We start from the raw sequence: 19,236 nt of genomic DNA on the forward strand, positions 1-19,236 counted from the left end.
CTTCCTGGTGGGCCTGATGGTCGCGGTGGTGGCGGGGGCGGTGATTGGGCTGGCCCTGCGCGAGCGCAAGGTGCCCTTCGTGCCCTACCTGGCCCTGGGCGGGCTGGTGGCCTTCTTCTTCGGGCAGGACCTGATCAACTGGTACCTGAGCTATCTGGGCGTGGGTCCGTAGCCTTCTTGTCTGCGAGGAAGAAGATGACCCAGAGCGATATCGCCCTTCGACGCCTGCACAACCAGCACGTCGCCCGGCCCCGGCACGCGCAGGTTGCTGGCATACCCAGGCCCGTCCGGCCATGCGGAGGGCGCCCGGCCCCGGCACGCGCAGGTTGCTGAGGTGTCCGCTGGTGGGGGGCGGGCACCTGGAAGCGCAGGCTCGAGAGGAAGGCCCTCACCCTCAGGCTCGAGCTGTTTGGAGACCCAGGCGAAGAGCAGCGGGCGTGGATCACAGACGCCGCTGAGCGCTACGGCCGCTTCCTGGACCTGCCGGTGATCGTGGAGGGGTGAGGCTCCGGGACTTACGCCCCAATCACCTGAGGCCTGGGGGTTTTAGGCTTTAGGGCGTGGACCTCTACACCCTCTTCCTCCGCCGCGCCAGCGTGCGCAAGTTCAAGCCCGAGCCCCTGCGGGAGGGGGACCTCGACAAACTCCTCCTGGCCGCCCAGCGAGCGCCCACCGATGCCACCGCGCAGATGTACAGCCTGCTGCGCGTGACCGATCCCGCCTTGCGGGCCGAGCTGGCCCGGCTCTCCAACAACCCCCACATCCAGGTAGCCGCCGAGTTCTTCCTGGTCTTGGCCGATGTGCACCGGCTGCGCCGCCTGGTCGAATGCCGGGGTGGAGCCTGGGGCTACTGGCCCCGCACGGCGGCCCACTTCGCCATTGTCGATGCGGTGCTGGCCGGCAGCGCGCTGGCGATAATGGCCGAGAGCCTGGGCTACGGGATCTGCTGGATCGGGGGGGTTCTGGAGTGCATCGAGCAGATCGGCGAGCTGTGCGCCCTGCCCGCCGGGGTTTTCCCGGTAGCCGGGTTGTGTGTGGGTGTTCCCGAGGAGATTCCTGCACCCCGGCCCCGCCTTAGTCGCGCCCTGGTCGTTCACGAGAACCGCTACCGCGAGCCCGAGCCCGCCGAGTTGGAGCAGGCCTACGAGGACATGCGTCCTATCACGCGTAGCGGCGACTGGTATAAGGTGCTCGAGCGCTACTTCACTCGAGGCGGGATCATGGAACAGCGCGAGCCAGCCTACCAGCGCTTCACCGCCCGGCAGGGCTTCGACCCCGACCTGCCCCCAGGCTCCGACGCCCCTTCCCTGGGGGGGCTGATCGAGCAGGCCCTCGAACGGGGCTGGCGTGCGGTGCTGTTTCGGGAGGGGGTCTGTTGGCTCGAGCGCGAGGTAGAGGCCAGCCGGGGGGAGGGCCGGCCCGGCGTAGCGCTGAGTGAGGCCCTGGCTTTGGCAGAAAAACCATTCTGGCCGCCCTTGCCCAGAGATACGTAAGGGGGATATGCTTGATGTAATAAGAATGAATTCGCTCGAGTCCCCTCAGCAAAGGGCGTGCCGCGCGTACTGGCTCATCGCGGCACTGGCGATAGGGCCTGCCCTGTTGATCCACCCCTTTTTCGGGCGCTGGCCCGAGTTTTTGCTCGATGGGGTCTATGTCGTGGCTACCTTTGCCGGCTGGCGGCTCGCCCCTCGCTTCACCCCCAAATTGGTGATCACCCTTCACCTCGTCCTGAGCTTTCTGCTGGTGGTCTGGTACATCGCGCAGCCCCAGAGTCTGCCCAGCCGCTTCAGCTTCCAGGAGGAGGCTTACGTAGCCCTGCTGGCCCCAACCGTGATGGGATTGTCGACGGTGTGGGGAACGTGGGGCTTTGCCGTGGCGGTGCCATTGAGCCTCTCCAGGCTGCAAAACCCCACCCTGCCCGAGCAACTCAGCGCAGGTTACGTGCTGGTGTTCGTCGCCTTGCTGGGCTTGGTGACCCACTACGGCCTGCGCCGCCTCGAGGAGGCCCACGAAAACCTGGCCAACGCGGCCTTGCAGGACCCCTTGACTCAGCTGGGCAACCGGCGGGTGCTCGAGGCCGACTTCGTGCGCCTGCAAGCCCTGGCCAAGCGGGCCGGGGTGCCGCTGCTGTTGACGCTGTGGGACCTCGACGACCTCAAGAGCGTCAACGACGACCAGGGTCACGCCGCCGGCGACGCCTACATCCGCGACTTCACCCAGGCCCTCCGGCTCAACGTGCGCGAGGGCGACGGGCTCTACCGGCTGGGCGGCGACGAGTTCTGTGGCCTGCACTTAGGCCTCTCCGAGGGCAGCTCGGTGAGCCTGCGGGTGCGGGCGGTGTTTCCAAACGTCTCGGTGGGCTGGAGCGAGGCTCTGGGCACCCTCGACGAGACCCTGGCCCAGGCCGACCGACACCTCTACGCCGAGAAGGCCAGCAAGCGACCGATCAAGCTGCCCAAGCTGCCCTCGTAATGGGGCCGGAGGGCGTTCTTCAAACGTTCACAATCCTTCCCCAGTCGCTTCACTTCCCCAGACTAGCCTGAAGGCAGCCCTGGGGAGCGTGCTTCCCAGGTGAAAGGAGAACCTCGATGAACACGAAGAAACTCCTCATTGGTGCAGCCTTGTTGAGCCTGGGGCTCTCGCTGGCCCAGACCCCGCAGCAACCGGCCCAGCCTAACCGTCCCGCGCCGGGTCTCAACCGCATGATGGACATGCGCGGGGGGAGCCTGCTGTGGACGGCGGCGCAGTTCCTGGGGGTGATGCCCCACGAGCTGGCCCTGCTGAGCAACGGGCAGAAGACCATCGCCGACGTAGCCCGCGATCTCGGAGCCGACGTGGCCAGGCTCGAGGCCGCCCTGACCCAGGCCCGCAACCAGGCGATCGACCAGGCCGTGCAAAACCAACTGCTCACCGCCGAGCAGGCTGCGACCTACAAGAAGGCTACGCCCACCGTCGTCAAGGCCTTCTTGGCCTACAAGCTCGACGCCAGCAGCCTCGGCCCCGGACGTGGAGGGTTTGGAGCTTGGGGACGGGGCTTTGGCCCCGGTGGACGGCGCTGAGTCTGCGAGTTTCAGGGCTCAGGGACAACCGGAGGGTTGTCCCTGAGCTGTAGGGGCCTAGAATGGGCGCAGTGGCCGGTGGACTCATCCTGATCGTCGAGGACGAGGCCCGCATCGCCGAGGTGCTCGAGCGCTTCCTGCGGGCGGAGGGCTTTCGCACCGAGCGGGCCGCCGATGGGCGGCGGGCGCTGGAGCTGTGGCGGGCAGCCCGGCCCGATCTGGTGCTTCTGGACCTGATGATTCCCCCGCCGGATGGCCTGGAGGTCCTGCGCACCATCCGCCTCGAGGCCCAGACCCCGGTGATCGTGCTCACCGCCCGCGTCGAGGAGATCGACCGGCTGCTGGGGTTGGAGCTGGGGGCCGACGACTACGTGACCAAGCCCTACAGCCCCCGCGAGGTGGTGGCGCGGGTCAAGGCGGTGCTGCGGCGGGTCAACGGGCGAATGGGGGCCCCGCAGCGCTACCGGGTGGGGGATCTCGAGCTCGACCTCGAGGCCTTCCAGGCCCGCTGCCGGGGCCAGGCCCTGGCCCTCACCGCCACCCAGTTTCGCCTGCTGCACGCCTTCATGGCCCATCCTGGCAAGGCCTTCAGCCGCAGCGAGCTGCTCGACGTCTTCGGTGAGGAAGCCCCCGACGAGCGCACCATCGACGCGCACATCAAGAACCTGCGGGCCCGGCTGGGTGATTGCGGAAGCCTGATCCAGACCGTGCGCGGGGTGGGTTACCGGCTGGCCGGGGAGAAGGCGTGAAGCTCACCACTCGCCTGGTCCTCTCTTTTGCCCTGGTCGCGCTGTTCGCAGCGGGGCTGGGGGCTTTTCTGGCGATCCGGGCTGCCCAGACCGACGTGCGGCGCTTTTTCCGCGATCAGTTCGGCGAGCAGGTCATGCCCCCAACCCCTGGCTGGCCGGGGCGGCGTTTTGGCCCTCCGCCGCTGCGCGAGCGTGAGCAACTGCTGGCCCGCTTGCGCGACTCACAGCTTCAGGCGGCGTTTTTCGCCGTGCTGGTGGGCCTGCTGGCCGGGGGCTACCTGGCCTACCGCTCGGTGACCCCTATCCGCCACCTCACCCACGTGACCCGCCGCTATGCCCGGGGAGAGCGCGAAATACGCGTCCAGGTGAGGGGTTCCGACGAGATCGCCGAGCTGGGGGCCTCCTTCAACCAGCTTGCCGACCAGCTCGCCGCCGAGGAAGCTCAGAAGCAGCGCATGGTGGCCGACATCGCCCACGAACTGCGCACCCCGCTCACCGTCCTGCGGGGCGAACTCGAGGCCCTCCAGGCGGGCCTGATGGAACCCAGCCCCGCGAACCTGGGGCGCCTGATCGAGGAGGTGGACCTGCTGACCCATCTGGTGCAGGATTTGCGCCTGCTGACCCAGGCCGACTCGGGAGGCCTGAGCCTCAAGCTGAGCGAACTCGAGCTCTCCAGCCTGGCCCGAGAGGTCCTGGCTGCCTTCCAGGCCCGGGCCGAGGCCAAGGGGGTGAGGCTGGAGTTCAGCGGAGCCGAGCTCTCCCTCACCGCTGACCGCGAGCGCTTGCTGCAGGTGCTCTACAACCTCCTCGACAACGCCCTGCGCCACACCCCGCAGGGGGGAGTGGTGCGGCTCGAGGTACGCGCTGAGGGTTCCTGGGGCCTGCTGCGCGTGAGCGACAGCGGTCCCGGCATTTCCCCGGAGGATTTGCCCCACATCTTCGAGCGCTTTTACCGCGCCGACCGATCCCGTACCCGCGAGACGGGCGGCTCAGGGCTGGGGCTGGCCATCGCCAAGGCCCTGGTCGAGGCCCACGGCGGACAAATCAGCGCCGGCAATGGCCCTGGGGGCGGGGCGGTGTTCGAGGTGCGGCTGAGGGCTACTTGAGCTCGAGCTTCTTGCGTAGCTCGAGCACCTGGGCCTGGCTGAGCTTGGTGGCGCGCTTGGCCTTGACCTCCGCGGCGTTGAACAGCTTGAAGTCCTTGGGCAGGGCCTTGTCGTTGCCCCACTGGGTGGAGATGTGGTTGAGCACGCCCGCGAGCTGCTCGTCGGTGAGCTGGGCGAAGGGGGGCATGGCCCCGCTGTACTTCTGCCCCTTCACGCTGATCTCCCCGGCGAGGCCGTAAAGCAGCACGTTGATCAGGTACTCGCGCCCGCCCTTAGCCGCCAGGACTTGGGGGACATGGCCGGCCAGGGGAGGGAACACGCCAGGGATGCCGGTCCCGTTGGTCTGGTGGCAGCCCTGGCATTGCTGGTAAACATTGCTGGTTTGCGGGCTGGGCTGCGCACTCACCACTACAGCGGCAATTCCTGCGGTCACAAGGGCGAAGATGCTGCTTTTTTTCATGGAATCACCTCGAGCGGGCAGGATTGCTGCCCTGCTCCAAAAGTCTACGCCAGGAAGCTGCGTTTTAGGATGCCAGCTTATCCAGGGTGATCTCACAGCGGCTTCCAGAAGCCCTCGTGAACCTGGATGGCCTCATCCTCGAGGGCCGGACCCCACACCTCGACAGGGCGCTGCCCACGGGCGAAGACCTCGCGGCAGGGCAGGTCCAGGGTGGGGTTGGCCGGGTCGTCGCCGGTGAGGGTACGCAGACGGGCCTCGCTCAGGGCATACACCACCCGCCGGACATTGCCCCAGTAGATGGCCCCCGAACACATCGCGCAGGGCTCGGTGCTGGTGTAGAGCGTGCAGGTGGCCAGGAAGTGGGGGTCGTAGCACCTGGAGGCCAGGCGCATGAGGTTGAGCTCGGCGTGACCCGTGCAGTCGCGCTCGGTTTCCACGGTGTTTTCGGCCTCGAGCACGACCCTCCCCTGCGCATCCACCAGCAGAGCGCCGAAGGGATGGTTGCCGTTGGCCCTGGCCCGCCGGGCGACCTCGAGGGCCTGCCGCAGGAATTCCAGATCGGTGGGGTTCATCGGAATGGGGTCTGGGAGGTAACCTCGAAACCATGCGTCCGGCCCCGGACGCATTCTTCGGTTTCGTAGCCCCCTGGTGTACGGGCAAGGCCCGTCCCGACAGGGGATCGTCCCCAAGCCGCCTGCGCCACGCCAAGGCGCGGCGTGCGGCGATACCCACTCACCTCCTTTACGGTAAGCTGTGCCTTGGGAGCATTGCTCCCGTGAACCTTGTCAGTTGGAGTATGGGGTTCCTGGCACGACACGGCCTTGCCAGGGTAAAACTCCAAGGGCTCGCTCCGAACGCACTCCCTAGGGGAGATGGCTTTAGATGGAGCATATGCAATGCCCTGCGTGCACGGGCTTTGCCCGTCCCGCAGGGGACTCGCAGACATGCCGCCGGGTGCGGCGGCATGCTCGTCTGCGTGGGGATCGTCGCCCGAAGAGCAGGCTCGACGGGCGTGGGCCGCGAGGGAAGCGGCATGGCCGCTGGGCGCTGTGCGCCTGACCTGTGTAAACCGGCCCGGATTCTGAGGGTGTCTTCTCTGCATCGTCTCTCCTCGGAAAGCCCTAACTAGAACGCGTTAGGGTGGTTTACGGAGCCAGGATAGCGCTTTGGGGCTATCGCTGGCACTCGGGGCAGAAGTGCGTGCCCCGCCCCCCCACCACGATCCGGGCGATCTGGCCCGTGCAACCGGGGGTGTTGCAGGGCAGGCCGGCGCGGTCGTAGGCGTTGTGCTCGAGCTGGAAGTAGCCGGGCCGCCCGTCGGGCTGCTGGTAGCTGGCGTCGGAGAGGGTCGAACCCCCGGCGCTGACCGCGCGGGCCATGACCTCCCGGATGGCGGCGTAGAGCCGCTCGACGGCTTCGGGCTCGAGGCTGCTGGCGGGTCGCTCGGGGTGAATGCGGCTCAGCCACAGCGACTCGTCGGCGTAGATGTTGCCCACCCCGGCCACCGCTTCCTGCCCCAGCAGCACCTCCTTGATCTTGCGCTGGGTGCGGGAGAGGGCCCGCCGGAAGCGCTCTAGCTCGAAGTCCTCGGAAAGCGGCTCGGGGCCCATGCGGCGCAGCAGGCCGATCTCGCGGTAGTCGCCGGCCTCGACCACCCACCACCTGCCGAAGCGGCGGGGATCGACGTAGTAGAGGTGGCCCTCGCCCAGGTGGAGGGTGAGGCGGGTGTGACGGTGGGGCGCGAAGCGAAACCCCCCCGTCATGCCCAGGTGGATGACAGCCTCGAGCCCGCCTTCCAGCCCCAGCAGGATGAACTTGCCCCGCCGGTGGCTGGAGAGCACCTTGCGGCCTTCAGCCAGCTCCGTGCGGCGGTAGCGCTGTGGGTCGGCGTGCTCCAGCCGCAGGAGGGTGCGGCCCAGGAGGTGGGGCTCGAGGAGGCGGCGGGTGGTTTCGACTTCGGGCAGTTCGGGCATAGGTGGTTGCGGGCTTCAGCATGCAAAAAACGCGTGCGCTAGACCGTGACCTGCTGCGCTATGGAGGGCTGAGGGCTCGTGGATGTCCCTTGGCCTGTCGCTTTTTATTGCATCAGGCGCCGGTGATGCCGTCTGGGGTTGGCCATGGCCAGGCGGCTCTCGCGCAGGATGTACTGGGCCAGCACGTTCACCGGCAGCCCCGGCAGCTCGAGCGCCTGGCACACCGAGCGGTAGCGTTCTGGGTCGGCGGCCCGCACCAGCGGAGCGATGCAGTGCCAGACCGCGTTGACCAGCTCGCCGTCTAAGGACGCTTCCGACTCGAGCAGCTCGAGCGCTTCGGGGGTATACAGGCGCAGGATGGGTTCGGGGCGAGCGGCGTCCTTCACATCCTTAGAGAATACTCTGGCTCGAAGGATAGACCGTAGGCCGCGCCATGCATTGACTTATCGTCTGACCAAGATGGCGGGCAATTCGGCCTCGAGGCTGCGCTCCTCGAGCTTGAAAGCGGCCCGCATGGGGCCGGGGTCGGCGGTGTTTCCGCTTTTGAGCATGCGGTACTCGTCGGGGGTGATGGGGGTGAAGGGCAGAGGGCTCATGAGCGGCACGGCCAGGTCCATCAAAAACAGCGGTATGGGAAGGATCGGCTTGCGCGAGCCCAGGGCTTGCTTCATCAGGAGCAGCAGTTGGTGGAAGCTGTATTCCTTGGGTCCGACCAATTCGTAGGTTTGGCCGATGGTCTGGGGCTTCTCGAGCGCCTGGGCGAAGGCTTCGGCCACGTCGCCCACCCAGACCGGGCGGAAGGGAAAGTGTCCGTCGCCCACCTGGGGGATGAAGGGAAGCGGAGCTCTGACCAGCCCTTTGAGCACCCTGCCGAAGAAGTCGTCACCCTCGCCGAAGATCAGGCTGGGCCGGAAGATGGTCCACTCTAGGCTCGAGGCCCGCACCAGCTCCTCGGCTTCGGCCTTGGCCTCGAAGTAGCGGCTGCCGGTGCCCCGCGCCGCACCCAGGGCCGACATGTGCAGCAAGCGCCCGACCCCGGCCCGCTGCATAGCAGCGAGGGTGTTGCGCACCCCGTCCACGATGGTCGTTTGGAAGGTCTGGCCGCCCCTCTCCCGGATGAGGGCCACCAGATAGACCACCGCCTCCATGCCCTCCACGGCTTCCCCCAGACCCTCCCCCGTGGCCGCGTCGCCCCGAAGGTGCCGAACTCCCTGATCCGCGCCCCGTACCCGCTCAGTGGGCCGGGCCTTGCGTGAAAGCGTATAGACCGTGTGCCCCCGCGCCAACAGCACGCGCGTCAGGTGGCTGCCCACGTAACCGGTTCCGCCGATGAGCAGGACGTTCAAGGTGGTCTCCTGTGTCTCAAGTCCTACGCCGAACGCCCAAAACCACGCATCACCAGCGCTTTGCGCTTGGCGGCTTCTAGCCCTCGGCCACCGATCCTCGACCTTCCTGCTCAAACTGCCGCCAGCAGCCGCGTTTCGGCCTCGGCCTCGAGGCTGCGGCGGTCCACGAGGTAAATCTTGCGGTAACCGGTGTCGAGGAGGCCCTCGTGGCGCAGATCGGAGAGCAGTTTGCTCACCGACTCGCGGGTGGAGGCGGTGGCGTCGGCGATTTCCTCGTGGGAGGCGCTTACGTAGAGCCCGCGCTCGTCCTGACCATGCGCGGCGGTAGCGGCCAGGTAGAGCAGGTAGCGGCAGATGCGGCTGCGGAGTTCCCCCCATTGAAGGTGGGTTTCGTAGGCGTGCATCTGGCTCATCTGGCTGGCCAGGCTGCTGGCTACCTGGCGCAATTCCTCGGGGGAGAGGCCGTGTGGATCCAGGGCGTGGGCCGCGGCCTCGGTCAGGGCTTCGGCGGTGTAGCGGTGGTTGCGCTCGGATAGGCTCTCTTCCCCGAAGTAATCGCCCGGAAGCACGTGGCGCAGGGTGAGCTGTCGCCCGTCGGGCAGGATTTCGACGATGCGGATCAGGCCCCGCTCGAGCCGGTAGAGCGTTTGGGCATGATCACCTGCGCGGTAGATCACTTCCTTGCGACGCACCCGTTTCATAAATACCCCTCCTCCAAAACCGCAGCACCACTTCCACGACGACGCCAGGACGCTCCCTTTGTTGACGAAGCTGGAAGTTGTACAAGGGGACGAAAGGTTTGACTGAAGCTTACCACAATCCCCTCTCCTCGAGCACCCGCGCCAGGTTGTCGGCCAGCTTGCGGGGATCGTTTCCCAGGTAGCGCGCGCCCAGGCGCTCCACCAGGCCCGGCAGCCCCTCGGCTGCGCGGCCACCCACCACCACCACCGGCGCCAGGTCGGCTAGGGCGCCGTGGGGCAGGGATTCCAGTGAGGCCGCCTGGACCGCCGAGAGCACCACGGCTCGGGCCTCGACGCGCTGCACGAAGCCGTGTAAGTCCTGCAGGGGGGTGTCGGGCCCTAGGTAGAACACCTGATAGCCCGCCCGCCGCAGGAACAGCGCGGTGATCAGGCCGCCCAACTCGTGCTGCTCGCCAGGCAGCGTCGAGACCACCACCACTGGGCCCAGCGAGCCGCCCATCAGCTTGAGCAATTCCTGCAGGCGGCCACGCAGGTAGGTGCTCGCCAGGTGCTCCTGGGCAGTGGTGACGCGGCCTAAGTGCCAGCCGTCGCCGATGCGCCTGAGCACCGGGGAGATCACCTCCATCACCACCTCCTCGAGCGGGTGCAGCCGGAAGGCCTCGGATAGGGCGCGCTCGGCGGCCTCGAGGTCGGCCTGGAGCAGGGCGTTCTCGAGTTCGAGCGAGAGGGCCTCGGGGGGGCGCGGCCCCTCCTGGGTGAGGCCCTCGAGGTAGCGCTTGACCGCCTGCGCCGGGGTGACCCCCTCGGCGATGGAGCGCTTGATGTCCTGTAGCGCCTCGAGGTCGGCCTCGGAGTAGAGGCGGTGCCCGCCGGGGGAGCGCTCGGGGCGGGGGAAACCATAGCGCCGCTCCCACTGCCGCAGGAGAGCGGAGGACAGCCCGACCCGCTCCTCGACCTCCGCAATGGTGTAGACCCCCATGTCTTTGCGCATCATGTTTACCTTTTGTACAAGATCATGCTAAATTGTTGTCCAGGTTGTGTCAAGCCTTGCCTGCCCCCACTGCAAGAGTGCCCTCCAGGAGGGCGCTACGGCCTGTACAAGCTGTGCTCGGGTGTGGCCCCGAGTGGGAGAGTGGACCGACTTCCGCGGCGCGGGGCCGCTGAGCCCGGCTGCCGCCGTCAACCTCTGGCCTCTCACCGCCTGGGGCTACGAGGCCTGGCGGGCGCGGGCGCTGTCGCTGCTGTCTGGGCGGCCCTTCCCCCTGGGTGAGGAGCTAGGCCGGATGCGGGCGAGCCTCGAGCCCGTGGAGGGCGGGGTGTTCCTCGACCTGGGCACCGCCACGGGCCTGTACGCCCGAGCCCTTTTGCAGGCGGGGGCGGGGTGGGTCTATGCCCTCGACCTCTCCCCGGCCATGCTGCGCGCAGCCCGGCGCCGGGCTCGGGGGCTCGGGGGCTTCGTCCCCCTACTGGCGCGGGCCGAGGCGCTGCCCCTGCGCGCGGCGAGCCTGGATGGGGTGGCGGTGGGGGGGAGCTGGAACGAGTTCGCCGAGCCCGAGGCGGTGGCCCTCGAGGTCGCGCGGGTGCTCAGGCCCGGCGGGCGGCTGTGGCTGGTGTTCACCCACCGCTCGGGCAGCCCTTTGCAGCGAGCCTTCGGGCGGGCCGGCCTGCGCTTCCCCCGCCTCGAGGACCTCCTCGCCCTGCTGGCCCCGCTCGGCTTCGCGCTCGAGGGCTGGCGCGAGGGCTCGGCGGGCTTTGTGGCGGGGACAAAACTCCCTACCGGCGAGTAGCCCCATCCTTACGGCAGTACGCCTCGCGAAAGGAGGTCGCCTTGGAACCCAACTGGACCGAAGTCTCCGCGATCATCCGCCGTCACTCGGCGACCTTCTATCTCGGGAGCCTGCTCTTCCGCGGCGAGGCCCGCAAGGGGGCCTGGGCGGTCTACGCTGCCTGCCGTCTGGGCGACGACGCAGTAGACGAGTCGCCCGACCCCCACGCCGACCTCGAGCGCTGGTGGGCAGGGGTGAGCCGGGCCTACGCGGGCGAGCCCGAGGCCGAGTGGGAGCGGGCGCTGGCCTGGGCGCTGCGGCGCTGGGACATCCCGCGGGAAGGCTTTTCTGACATGCGCCAGGGCTTCCTGGCCGACTTGGGCCCGGTGCGGCTCCAGCGCATGGAGGATCTGATGGCCTACTGCTACCAGGTCGCGGGCACCGTGGGCCGCATGATCGCCCCCATTGGCGGAGCGGGCCCTGAGGCCAAGGAGGCGGCGGTCAAGCTGGGGCAGGCCATGCAACTCACCAACTGCCTGCGCGACGTGGGCGAGGACCTGGCGCTGGGGCGGGTCTACCTCCCGGCTGAATTGCTCCTGCGCTATGGGGTTGCGCTCGAGGACCTGCGCCACGGGCGCGTCACGCTCGCCTACGTCGCGTTGATGCGCGAGCTGGCTAAGGAAGCCCGCCGGCTCTACCGTGAGGGTCTGCGCGGCCTGCGCCACCTCCGCAACGGCCGCGCCGCCGTCGCCCTGGCCGCCCTGCAGTACCAAAGCATCCTCGACAAGCTCGAGCACAACGGCTGGGACAACCTCTCCCGCCGCGCCTCGCTCTCGCCCTACGAGCGCTTCAAGCTGCTGCCCAAGGCCCTATGGATGCGGGGGGCCTGAGCGGGCACGGCCTATACTGAGCACCTAAGGCCATGCCGCAACACTTCGACTACATCGTCGCGGGGGCCGGGGCTGCGGGTCTGAGCCTGCTGCACCACCTCGAGCGCGCCGGGCTCTCCGACCGCCGCGTGCTCCTCCTCGACCGCGCGCCCAAAACCCGCAACGACCGCACCTGGTGCTTCTGGGAGGCGGGGGAGGGGCCCTTCGAGGGGATCATCTTCCGCCGCTGGCAAAAGCTGGCCTTTCACGCTCACGGCTTTTCCAAAACTTTCGACATCGCGCCCTATACCTACAAGATGCTGCGCGGCATTGACTTTTACCGCCACATGGAGCAGCGCCTGGCCGCCTGGCCTCACCTCACCCGCCTCTATGGCGAACTCGAGGCCGTCGGCGACGGCTTCGTGCGGCTGGAGGGCCGGACCTACACCGCCGACTGGGTCTTCAGCAGCGTCCTTCCCTCACCCCTCACCCCTCGCCCCCCGTACCAGCACCTGCTCCAGCACTTCCGCGGCTGGGTGCTCGAGGCCCCCGGCCCCGCCTTCGACCCCGGCGTCGCCACGTTCATGGACTTCCGCGTCGAGCAGCAGGGCGAGGTGCGTTTCGTCTACGTCCTGCCCTTCGACGAGCGCCGGGCGCTGGTGGAGTACACCCTGTTCTCGGCGCAACTGCTCAGCGAGGCCGAGTACGAGCAGGGCTTGCGGGCCTATGTCCGCGAGAAATTGGGGCTCGCGGAGTACCGGGTGCTCGAGACCGAGGCGGGCGTGATCCCCATGACCGACATGCCTTTCCCGGCCCGTGTCGGGGAGCGCACCCTGCGCATCGGCACCGCCGGGGGCCAGACCAAGGCCTCCACTGGATACACTTTCCAGCGCATCCAGCGCCAGTGCCGCCACATCGCCCAATCCCTCGCCCAGGGTCGTGACCCTACCCCCCCGCCAAGCCCCGCCCGCTTCGCCTTCTACGACAGCGTGCTGCTCAACGTCTTCGCCCAAAAGCGCTACCCCGGCGCCCACGCCTTCCGCGACCTCTTCCGCCGCCGCCCGGCCCCGCAGGTGCTCAAGTTCCTCGACGAGTCCACCACGCTGCTCGAGGAGCTCCCCGTCCTCTTCAGCATGAACGTCCCCGCCTTCACCCTGGCCGCGCTGGAGGTGCTGGCGTCAGCCGTCAGCCGCAAGCGGTAAGTGGAAGGCTCGAGGCGTGTGGCTCGTGGTTTACCCCTCCCCGCCGGCGGGGAAGGTTTATCCCCCCAGCCCCCCTTGCTAAGGGGGGTGACAAGGCGTCTTGCGTTTTGCGTACGCCGTACGACCCCCGTTCAGCGTTCGATGACCCGCTTCAGTCCGCCGGGTCCACCGGCGTCGGCCTGCCCTCCGCGTCGATGGCCACGTAAGTCAGGTTGCCCCGCGTCGCCAGCACCTTGGCCTCCTTGAGGTTTTCGCGGTACACCTCGACCTCCACCGTGATCGAGGTGCGGCCCACCCGCACCACCTTCGCCACGACCTCGAGCAAGTCCCCCACCTTGATGGGCACCTCGAAGATCACCTCGCCCACCCGCACCGTCACGCAGCGCTTGCGGGCGCGCCGGATCGCGGCGTAGGAGCCCACTTTGTCCATCAGGCCCAGCACGAAGCCGCCGAAGGCGTTGCCGCCGGGGTTGGCGTGTTCGGGGAAGACCAGCTCGAGGGTTCTCGTCTCCGTTTCCACGAGCCCGATTCTACGGGGTGATGCCAGATTCGGTCAGTTCGCCGCCGAACGGCGGCGAACTGACCCGACCGAAGGGAGCGCTCTGGGATTCAAAAAGATAGCCTCTGGAGTTTTTTGATTTGGAAGATTATCTTTTTGAACCAACGGGGTGTGGGGCGGCAGTCCCCGACCAACACGCCACGCCTGGGCGTGGCGTGTTGGTCGGGGAAGGAACCTCGAAACCATGCGTCCGGGCCCGGACGCATTCTTCGGTTTCGTAGCTCCACGCCGCCGAAGGCGGCTACTCTAGGGGCTTGCGCTGGCCCTGGATGTACTGCTTGAGTACCTCCAGGGGCGCACCGCCCGCCGTCAGAATGGCGTAGGAACCCGACCACAGCACCCGTTTGCGGTAGAACTTGCTGAGGTGTTCGGCGTGGTTCTTGCGGATGGCACGGCTGGTGACGGTTTTGAGGTTGTTGACGAACTTGGCAGGTTCGACGGTGGGGGTGGCCTCGAACAGCAGGTGTACGTGGTCGGCTTCACCGGAAAACTCCACCATCTCGCAACCCCACCGCTTGCAGAGTTGAGCCGTTTTCTCTCGCAGGTCTTCCAGCATAGCTTTGGTTAGACACTTTCGGCGGTATTTTGTGACCAGAACCAGATGATAAGACAGCCGAAAAGCAGCGTTGTTAGCGGTCTTTAGCCTGACCATAACTGTATGGCACACTAGGCGCGTGCAGACTCGCCAGGTGCAGATTCCCTATCGGGACGGACGGGCGTCCGTACGCCAGGTGCGCTATAAGCTCTACCCGAACCAAGCTCAACTTGAGACCCTGGAACGGTGGAACCGTCTGCACTGCGAGCTGTACAACGCCTGCATCGAACAGCGCCGTCGGGCCTGGGCCAAAGGAAAGAGCCTGGGCTACTACGACCAACAGAACGAGCTACCCCGGCTCAAGGCGGAGATGCCGGAGTACATCCCCCTGGGCAGCCACGCCCTGCAAGAGACCGTTCGGCGGGTAGACCGGACCTTTCAGGCCTTCTATCGCCGGGTCAAGCGGGGCGAAAAGCCTGGCTTTCCCCGCTACAAGAGCCGTCGCTCTTTTGTGGGGTTCGGCTACCCGGACAAGGCCGGATGGAAGTTCGAGCGGGGGCCGAACGGCAAACACGGGGTGCTGCACCTCTCCAACCTGGGGGCCATCAAGGCCAGAGGCAAACCCCGTCAGTGGGGCGAGCCCCGTCAGGTGGTGCTGACCCGCACGGCACACGGCTGGTACGCCACCATTACCGTTCGCTGCCAGCCCATTCGCGTAGGGGGCAACGACCCCATAGGCATAGACCTGGGGGTGGAAGCGGTGGCCACTTTGAGCGATGGGACACGGGTCGAGAACCTCCGCTTTCTCAAGCGGGCCAGCAATCGGCTCAAAAGCTTGCAACGCAAGCTATCCCGTAGAAAGCGTTTCGGTTCCAACTGGAAACGCACCAAACGAGAGATAGCTCGACTGCACCAGAAGGTCGCCAACCAAAGGAACGACTTCCAGCACAAGCTCACCTCGGAGTGGGCGTCCAGGTACGGGCTCAGGGCGGAAGCATAAAAGCCGGTCTCAACCGGGCGATACTCGACGTGGGGATGGGGGGCATCCTGCAAAAGCTGGCGTACAAAGCGGCAGAGGCTGGTACGCGGCTGGTAGAGGTGCCCACCTCCAAGGTCAAGCCTTCGCAGACCTGCCCCATCTGCTTGCGCCAGGAGAAGAAACCGCTCGCTCAGCGGATACACCGGTGCCCCTGCGGGTGCGAGATGCCCCGCGACCAGGCCGCCGCCTGGGTCATGCTGAGATGGGCTATAGACCCCTGGGTGTACACGCCCGAGCGTGTCCCAAAGGGAATCTACCCCTGGGAACCCGGGGGCGGGGAGGGGCTGAGGTCTGGCCCCGTCGAACCGCGAAACCCCGACCATACCGCGATAGCGGTTGGTCGTGGGTAGTTCATCGTAATCAGTTGCGGTTAGGGATACGAGCTAGCGTTACCAAAAACTTTGCTGCGCATTCATAAAATTTTTTCCCGCAATACGCGAGTAGTAATGGTTATCGCTTCTAATACTCTACAATTCCGAGCGGAATAGTTGACTTTAAGGGGCCATGCTGCATAGACTCGGGAGAGTTTTCACCTGGGGGTCCCCAGGTCGTGGAGGCAGCGATGAGGCTTTGCTTTGTACTGGTTGTGATTGCTCTGGGTGCTGCTCAGGCCCAGGGCGTGGAGACGGTCAAGGGTTATTTGCTCGAGCGCCTCGCGGCGCAGAAAAGCGCCACGAGCCAACTGACGGCGGCGGCGGGCCGCTACTTTGAGGCGGCCAGGAAAGCCAGTTTCGACTACCGCAGGCTGACCCAGGCCCCTGCCGCCGAGGCCGTGCGGGCTTCCCTCAAGGAGGCACGTGCAGCCTGGATCAAGGCCAGCCCCCTCTACGAGAGCGTGGAGGGGATCGTGGCGGGGGTAGAACTGCTCGCCGACTTTGACCTGAACATAGACGCCGGGGCTTCCCAGGCCGAGGGTGGCGACGCGGTGGTGAGCTTCGACCTCGAGCTGCCGGATGGGAGGGTGCTGAAGAAGCCGGGCAACGCTTTCGGATTGGTGGAGGGGAGCCTGTGGGGCACGGAAAGGGCCTTCTCCTCGGGCGTGGCCTTCGACGTCGATGGCGACGGCAGGCTGGGCTTCGGTGACTGGCTGCCCGATGCCCCCTTCCTCAAGGCGGCGGCTGAGAAACTGGACCAGCTCACCGCCGAGCTCATTGCCGCGGCGAAGACCTGGAAACCCACTGCCCAGGACGTCTTCGGGGCCCTGGCCGCCAATGTGCCCACCGCCGCGCCGGTGTTCTTGGAGCGCTGGAAAACCAGCCGCTTCGTGCTGGGCGACAAGGCCACCCGCCGCGACTTCAACGTGATCTCTTCCCTGAGCGACCTGGTGGACAACATCACCAGCTGGCAGAAGCTCTACGAAGGGGTATCCCCCCAGGTCCGGGCCAAGGATGCTGCTTTGGACACGCAGATCCTCGAGGGGCTTCGTAACCTCAAGGCCTGGACCCAGCGCCTGCTGGAGCAGGAGAAGATCCGCCGCTTCACCCCCGAGCAGGCCGAGATCCTCCTCAAAGAAGGCGACGACCGGGCCACCGCCATCACCGGCAAGATCGTGCAGGCCGCGGCCCTTCTGGGCATCAGGGTAGAACAGTGAGAGGCTCAACCCTTCTGATCCCGCTGCTGTGCGCCCTGGCCTCTTTGGCCCTGGCCCAGTCCCCGGTGAAGTCGCACCCGCAGCCCGGCGATGCCGGTACTCCGGCCCAGTCTGGGGAGGCCCTGCGCTCGGCCCTGGCCGAGGCCCAGCTCGAGCTGGTCTTCGACCCGCAGCAGGCGCAACGGCTGCTGCAAAAGGCGGCGGTGGCGCTAGACGAGCTGGAGCGGGCCGGGCTGGAGTTCGACGCCCAGGTCCTCACCCGCTTGCAGCACCTGGTCCGCTCGGGCGACGAGGCAGCCTTCGCCCGGGAGCGCGCCGCGCTGTGGACCGGGGTGTTGCGGCAGAGCTATGCCCGCCTCGAGGCCGCCGTGCAGCAGGGAAATGCCCCCGAGGCGGCGCGCTGGCTCGAGCTGCGCGAGTACCGCAGCGCCACCCGCTTCGACCCCCCTGACGCCGACGCCACCGAGGCCCTGCGGGGCCTGGCCGAAGGCCGGATTCAGCCTTCCGAGGCGCTCACGGCGGTGCGCGCCGACCTCCTGGACGGCTACCAGTCGCGCCTGAACGAGGCCCTGAGGGGTCTCGAGGTGGCCCAGCAGGCGGGCTGGCGGGTGCGCGGGGCCGAGGAGCGGGCCCTGGCCCAAGGCTACTTCGAGATCCTGGCCCCGGCCTACCGAAGCCAGCGAGGGGAGGCCGCTTTGCAAGAGGCCAGGGCGCTCCTGGCCACGGGCAGCCCCCAGCAGATTCGCCGCGCCCTGGAGGGCTTCCGCGCGGCCCCTCTCTCCCCGCGCGAGCGGGCCAGGCGGGCTGGCCAACTCCTGCGCTTCGTGTCGCTGGTTCCCGTGGAGTACGCGCGGGGGGTGAGCGGGGGGGAGGGTCACGTCAACGTCACCAAAGACCTCGAGATCACCGAGGCCCTCACCTTCCTCAAGAGCGCGGCCTCGGCCTGGAGCGACCTGGAGCCCCTTTTGACCGCCCACCCCAACCTCCCCGCCATCCGTCGGGCCTTCGCCGAGTTGGAGGGGGGGCTGCGGGCTGCCAGCCAGAAAAGCGACCCGCCCACGGCGCGCTGGGTTGGCGAGCGGAGCCAGGCGCTTTTGAAGTGGCTCGAGGCCACCCTTCCCGCCGGGTGGCGGCGGGTTGACCCGGTGGGTGACCTCGAGGTCATCCGCTCACAGCTGCGCTCGGCCCAGAACGCGGTGGCCGCGGGCCGCTACGACCTGGCTGAGCTGGCCCGCATGGACGCCTACGCCCTGCTGGAGAGCGGCCCCGAGGCCAGGCTGCGGGTGTTCAACCCCCAGTTGGCCCTCGAGCTCGAGGGGCTGTTCTGGTACGGGCAGGACCCCAAGGGCCTGGCCCGCCTGATCCGCGAGCGGGCCGGTGCCGCGCAGGTGGCCCAGACCCGCCAGGTCCTCGAGGCCAGGCTGCGGGAGGCCAACCAGGTGCTCGGGCGCGAAGCTTCACCCGCTGCCATCGGCCTCAATGCCGCCATCATCGTCTTCCGCGAGGGCCTGGAGGCGGTGCTCATCATCGCTGCCCTCCTGGCCTCCTTCCGCCGCCCTGAGAACCTCCACCTGCGCCGTCCGGTGTGGCTGGGGGTGGGGCTGGCTTTCCTGGCGAGCGCGCTGACGTGGGTGTTGATGTGGGGGGCCATCCAGCAGTTCGCCCGCTACGGCGAGCGCGTGGAGGCGGTGGTCTCGCTTATCGCCATCGGCGTGCTGCTTCTGATCATGAACTGGTTCTACCACAAGGTCTACTGGACCGACCGCCTGGCGGGCTTCCACCAGCAAAAACAGCAGGCCATACGGCGCACGGGCCTGGCCGCCGGGCTGGGGTTGGTGGCGGTGGGCTTCGAAAGCATCTACCGCGAGGGTTTCGAGACCGTGCTCTTCTTGCAGTCGCTGGTGTTGCAAGGAAGCCTCCTGGACGTGCTGTGGGGGACCTTGGTCGGAGGAGCGGTCGTGGTGGGGCTGGGCCTGGTGATCTTCCAACTCCAGCTCAGGCTGCCGCAGAAAAAGATGCTCATCTTCACCGGCTTGCTGGTGCTCTTCGTGTTGACGGTGATGGTGGGCCAGACCGCCCACGTCATGCAGGTGGTGGGTTGGCTGAGCGTGACGCCCACCGGCTGGGGGTTGCCGTACTGGCTGGGAACCTGGTTGGGCATCTACCCCACGCTGGAGGGGCTGTTGCTGCAAGCGCTGGCCCCTACCGCCGTCGTGGGGAGCTACTTCGCCGCCGAAAGCCTCAAGCGCCGCAGATTGCAACCGCACATCGCACCATGACC

21 protein-coding genes are annotated in these 19,236 nt (G+C 67.4%); 12 read left to right on the forward strand and 9 right to left on the reverse strand.

Going from position 1 to position 19,236, the window contains the following annotated elements; translation table 11 throughout:
* Nucleotides 1–560: 560 nt before the first annotated feature.
* From Mrose_RS08015 to Mrose_RS08035, 5 genes are all read left to right on the forward strand, one after another.
* A complete protein-coding gene (locus Mrose_RS08015) occupies nt 561–1,493 on the forward strand; it encodes a nitroreductase family protein (protein WP_119277190.1) in 933 nt (310 codons plus the stop codon).
* Between the two features lie 25 nt (nt 1,494–1,518).
* Nucleotides 1,519–2,472 (forward strand): GGDEF domain-containing protein, encoded by a 954-nt coding sequence (locus Mrose_RS08020; protein WP_182482732.1) that lies wholly within the window; start codon nt 1,519–1,521, stop codon nt 2,470–2,472.
* Nucleotides 2,473–2,588: 116 nt separating this feature from the next.
* Nucleotides 2,589–3,059: a hypothetical protein gene (locus Mrose_RS08025; protein WP_119277192.1), complete on the forward strand. Its 471-nt coding sequence runs from the start codon at nt 2,589–2,591 to the stop codon at nt 3,057–3,059.
* Nucleotides 3,060–3,121: 62 nt separating this feature from the next.
* A complete protein-coding gene (locus tag Mrose_RS08030) occupies nt 3,122–3,808 on the forward strand; it encodes a response regulator transcription factor (RefSeq protein WP_182482733.1) in 687 nt (228 codons plus the stop codon).
* The gene (locus Mrose_RS08035) at nt 3,805–4,914 is read left to right on the forward strand and encodes a sensor histidine kinase (RefSeq protein WP_119277195.1); all 1,110 of its coding nucleotides are present in this window, start codon (nt 3,805–3,807) and stop codon (nt 4,912–4,914) included. The genes Mrose_RS08030 and Mrose_RS08035 overlap by 4 nt, the downstream gene beginning before the upstream one ends.
* Here Mrose_RS08035 and Mrose_RS08040 read toward each other — a convergent pair.
* From Mrose_RS08040 to carH, 7 genes are all read right to left on the reverse strand, one after another.
* A complete protein-coding gene (locus tag Mrose_RS08040; RefSeq protein WP_119277196.1) occupies nt 4,907–5,374 on the reverse strand; it encodes a c-type cytochrome in 468 nt (155 codons plus the stop codon). The genes Mrose_RS08035 and Mrose_RS08040 overlap by 8 nt on opposite strands.
* 92 nt (nt 5,375–5,466) lie before the next feature.
* Nucleotides 5,467–5,946, reverse strand: coding sequence for a nucleoside deaminase (locus tag Mrose_RS08045; protein ID WP_119277198.1), 480 nt, complete (start codon nt 5,944–5,946; stop codon nt 5,467–5,469).
* Nucleotides 5,947–6,546: 600 nt separating this feature from the next.
* Complete coding sequence (locus Mrose_RS08055; protein ID WP_119277200.1) at nt 6,547–7,347, reverse strand: DNA-formamidopyrimidine glycosylase; 801 nt, start codon at nt 7,345–7,347, stop codon at nt 6,547–6,549.
* Between the two features lie 104 nt (nt 7,348–7,451).
* Nucleotides 7,452–7,733, reverse strand: coding sequence for a hypothetical protein (locus Mrose_RS08060; protein ID WP_119277201.1), 282 nt, complete (start codon nt 7,731–7,733; stop codon nt 7,452–7,454).
* 57 nt (nt 7,734–7,790) lie between these two features.
* The gene (locus Mrose_RS08065) at nt 7,791–8,693 is read right to left on the reverse strand and encodes a complex I NDUFA9 subunit family protein (RefSeq protein WP_119277203.1); all 903 of its coding nucleotides are present in this window, start codon (nt 8,691–8,693) and stop codon (nt 7,791–7,793) included.
* 110 nt (nt 8,694–8,803) lie between these two features.
* Nucleotides 8,804–9,394, reverse strand: coding sequence for a transcriptional regulator LdrP (gene ldrP / locus Mrose_RS08070; RefSeq protein ID WP_119277205.1), 591 nt, complete (start codon nt 9,392–9,394; stop codon nt 8,804–8,806).
* A gap of 109 nt (nt 9,395–9,503) precedes the next feature.
* Nucleotides 9,504–10,385, reverse strand: coding sequence for an HTH-type transcriptional repressor CarH (gene carH, locus Mrose_RS08075; RefSeq protein WP_119277265.1), 882 nt, complete (start codon nt 10,383–10,385; stop codon nt 9,504–9,506).
* 121 nt (nt 10,386–10,506) lie between these two features.
* Between carH and Mrose_RS08080 the strand changes: the two genes are divergently transcribed.
* Genes Mrose_RS08080 through Mrose_RS08090 form a run of 3 tightly spaced genes read left to right on the forward strand, consistent with a single transcriptional unit; the run spans nt 10,507 to nt 13,231 of the window.
* Nucleotides 10,507–11,181 carry a class I SAM-dependent methyltransferase gene (locus Mrose_RS08080; protein ID WP_119277207.1) on the forward strand — a complete coding sequence of 225 codons (675 nt, stop codon included), beginning with the start codon at nt 10,507–10,509 and terminating at the stop codon, nt 11,179–11,181.
* Between the two features lie 41 nt (nt 11,182–11,222).
* Entirely contained in the window at nt 11,223–12,050 is an 828-nt protein-coding gene (locus Mrose_RS08085; protein WP_119277209.1) for a phytoene/squalene synthase family protein, read from the forward strand.
* A gap of 32 nt (nt 12,051–12,082) precedes the next feature.
* Complete coding sequence (locus Mrose_RS08090; RefSeq protein ID WP_119277211.1) at nt 12,083–13,231, forward strand: lycopene cyclase family protein; 1,149 nt, start codon at nt 12,083–12,085, stop codon at nt 13,229–13,231.
* 151 nt (nt 13,232–13,382) lie between these two features.
* On the opposite strand, the gene Mrose_RS08095 is transcribed toward Mrose_RS08090, so the two are convergent.
* The gene (locus Mrose_RS08095) at nt 13,383–13,751 is read right to left on the reverse strand and encodes an acyl-CoA thioesterase (RefSeq protein ID WP_119277213.1); all 369 of its coding nucleotides are present in this window, start codon (nt 13,749–13,751) and stop codon (nt 13,383–13,385) included.
* A 280-nt stretch (nt 13,752–14,031) separates the two neighbouring features.
* Nucleotides 14,032–14,442 carry an IS200/IS605 family transposase gene (tnpA, locus tag Mrose_RS08100; protein ID WP_119277214.1) on the reverse strand — a complete coding sequence of 137 codons (411 nt, stop codon included), beginning with the start codon at nt 14,440–14,442 and terminating at the stop codon, nt 14,032–14,034.
* A 22-nt stretch (nt 14,443–14,464) separates the two neighbouring features.
* Here tnpA and Mrose_RS08105 point away from each other — a divergent pair, with 22 nt between their 5' ends.
* The 4 genes from Mrose_RS08105 (at nt 14,465) to Mrose_RS08120 (ending at nt 19,234) form a co-directional block, all read left to right on the forward strand.
* Nucleotides 14,465–15,325, forward strand: coding sequence for an RNA-guided endonuclease InsQ/TnpB family protein (locus tag Mrose_RS08105; protein WP_119277216.1), 861 nt, complete (start codon nt 14,465–14,467; stop codon nt 15,323–15,325).
* A 35-nt stretch (nt 15,326–15,360) separates the two neighbouring features.
* Entirely contained in the window at nt 15,361–15,714 is a 354-nt protein-coding gene (locus Mrose_RS19785; protein WP_119277218.1) for a zinc ribbon domain-containing protein, read from the forward strand.
* A 212-nt stretch (nt 15,715–15,926) separates the two neighbouring features.
* Nucleotides 15,927–16,955, forward strand: coding sequence for an imelysin family protein (locus Mrose_RS08115; RefSeq protein WP_119277267.1), 1,029 nt, complete (start codon nt 15,927–15,929; stop codon nt 16,953–16,955).
* Nucleotides 16,952–19,234, forward strand: coding sequence for an FTR1 family protein (locus Mrose_RS08120; protein ID WP_119277220.1), 2,283 nt, complete (start codon nt 16,952–16,954; stop codon nt 19,232–19,234). The genes Mrose_RS08115 and Mrose_RS08120 overlap by 4 nt, the downstream gene beginning before the upstream one ends.
* Nucleotides 19,235–19,236 lie beyond the last annotated feature (2 nt).

Source organism: Calidithermus roseus (genome assembly GCF_003574095.1).
Lineage (GTDB): Bacteria > Deinococcota > Deinococci > Deinococcales > Thermaceae > Calidithermus > Calidithermus roseus.

Coding starts and splice junctions, on each gene's coding strand:
- Mrose_RS08020 (WP_182482732.1), top strand. CDS start 1,519: ATGAATTCGCTCGAGTCCCCTCAGCAAAGGGCGTGCCGCGCGTACTGG.
- Mrose_RS08025 (WP_119277192.1), top strand. CDS start 2,589: ATGAACACGAAGAAACTCCTCATTGGTGCAGCCTTGTTGAGCCTGGGG.
- Mrose_RS08030 (WP_182482733.1), top strand. CDS start 3,122: ATGGGCGCAGTGGCCGGTGGACTCATCCTGATCGTCGAGGACGAGGCC.
- Mrose_RS08040 (WP_119277196.1), bottom strand. CDS start 5,374: ATGAAAAAAAGCAGCATCTTCGCCCTTGTGACCGCAGGAATTGCCGCT.
- Mrose_RS08045 (WP_119277198.1), bottom strand. CDS start 5,946: ATGAACCCCACCGATCTGGAATTCCTGCGGCAGGCCCTCGAGGTCGCC.
- Mrose_RS08055 (WP_119277200.1), bottom strand. CDS start 7,347: ATGCCCGAACTGCCCGAAGTCGAAACCACCCGCCGCCTCCTCGAGCCC.
- ldrP (WP_119277205.1), bottom strand. CDS start 9,394: ATGAAACGGGTGCGTCGCAAGGAAGTGATCTACCGCGCAGGTGATCAT.
- carH (WP_119277265.1), bottom strand. CDS start 10,385: ATGCGCAAAGACATGGGGGTCTACACCATTGCGGAGGTCGAGGAGCGG.
- Mrose_RS08090 (WP_119277211.1), top strand. CDS start 12,083: ATGCCGCAACACTTCGACTACATCGTCGCGGGGGCCGGGGCTGCGGGT.
- tnpA (WP_119277214.1), bottom strand. CDS start 14,442: ATGGTCAGGCTAAAGACCGCTAACAACGCTGCTTTTCGGCTGTCTTAT.
- Mrose_RS19785 (WP_119277218.1), top strand. CDS start 15,361: ATGGGGGGCATCCTGCAAAAGCTGGCGTACAAAGCGGCAGAGGCTGGT.
- Mrose_RS08115 (WP_119277267.1), top strand. CDS start 15,927: ATGAGGCTTTGCTTTGTACTGGTTGTGATTGCTCTGGGTGCTGCTCAG.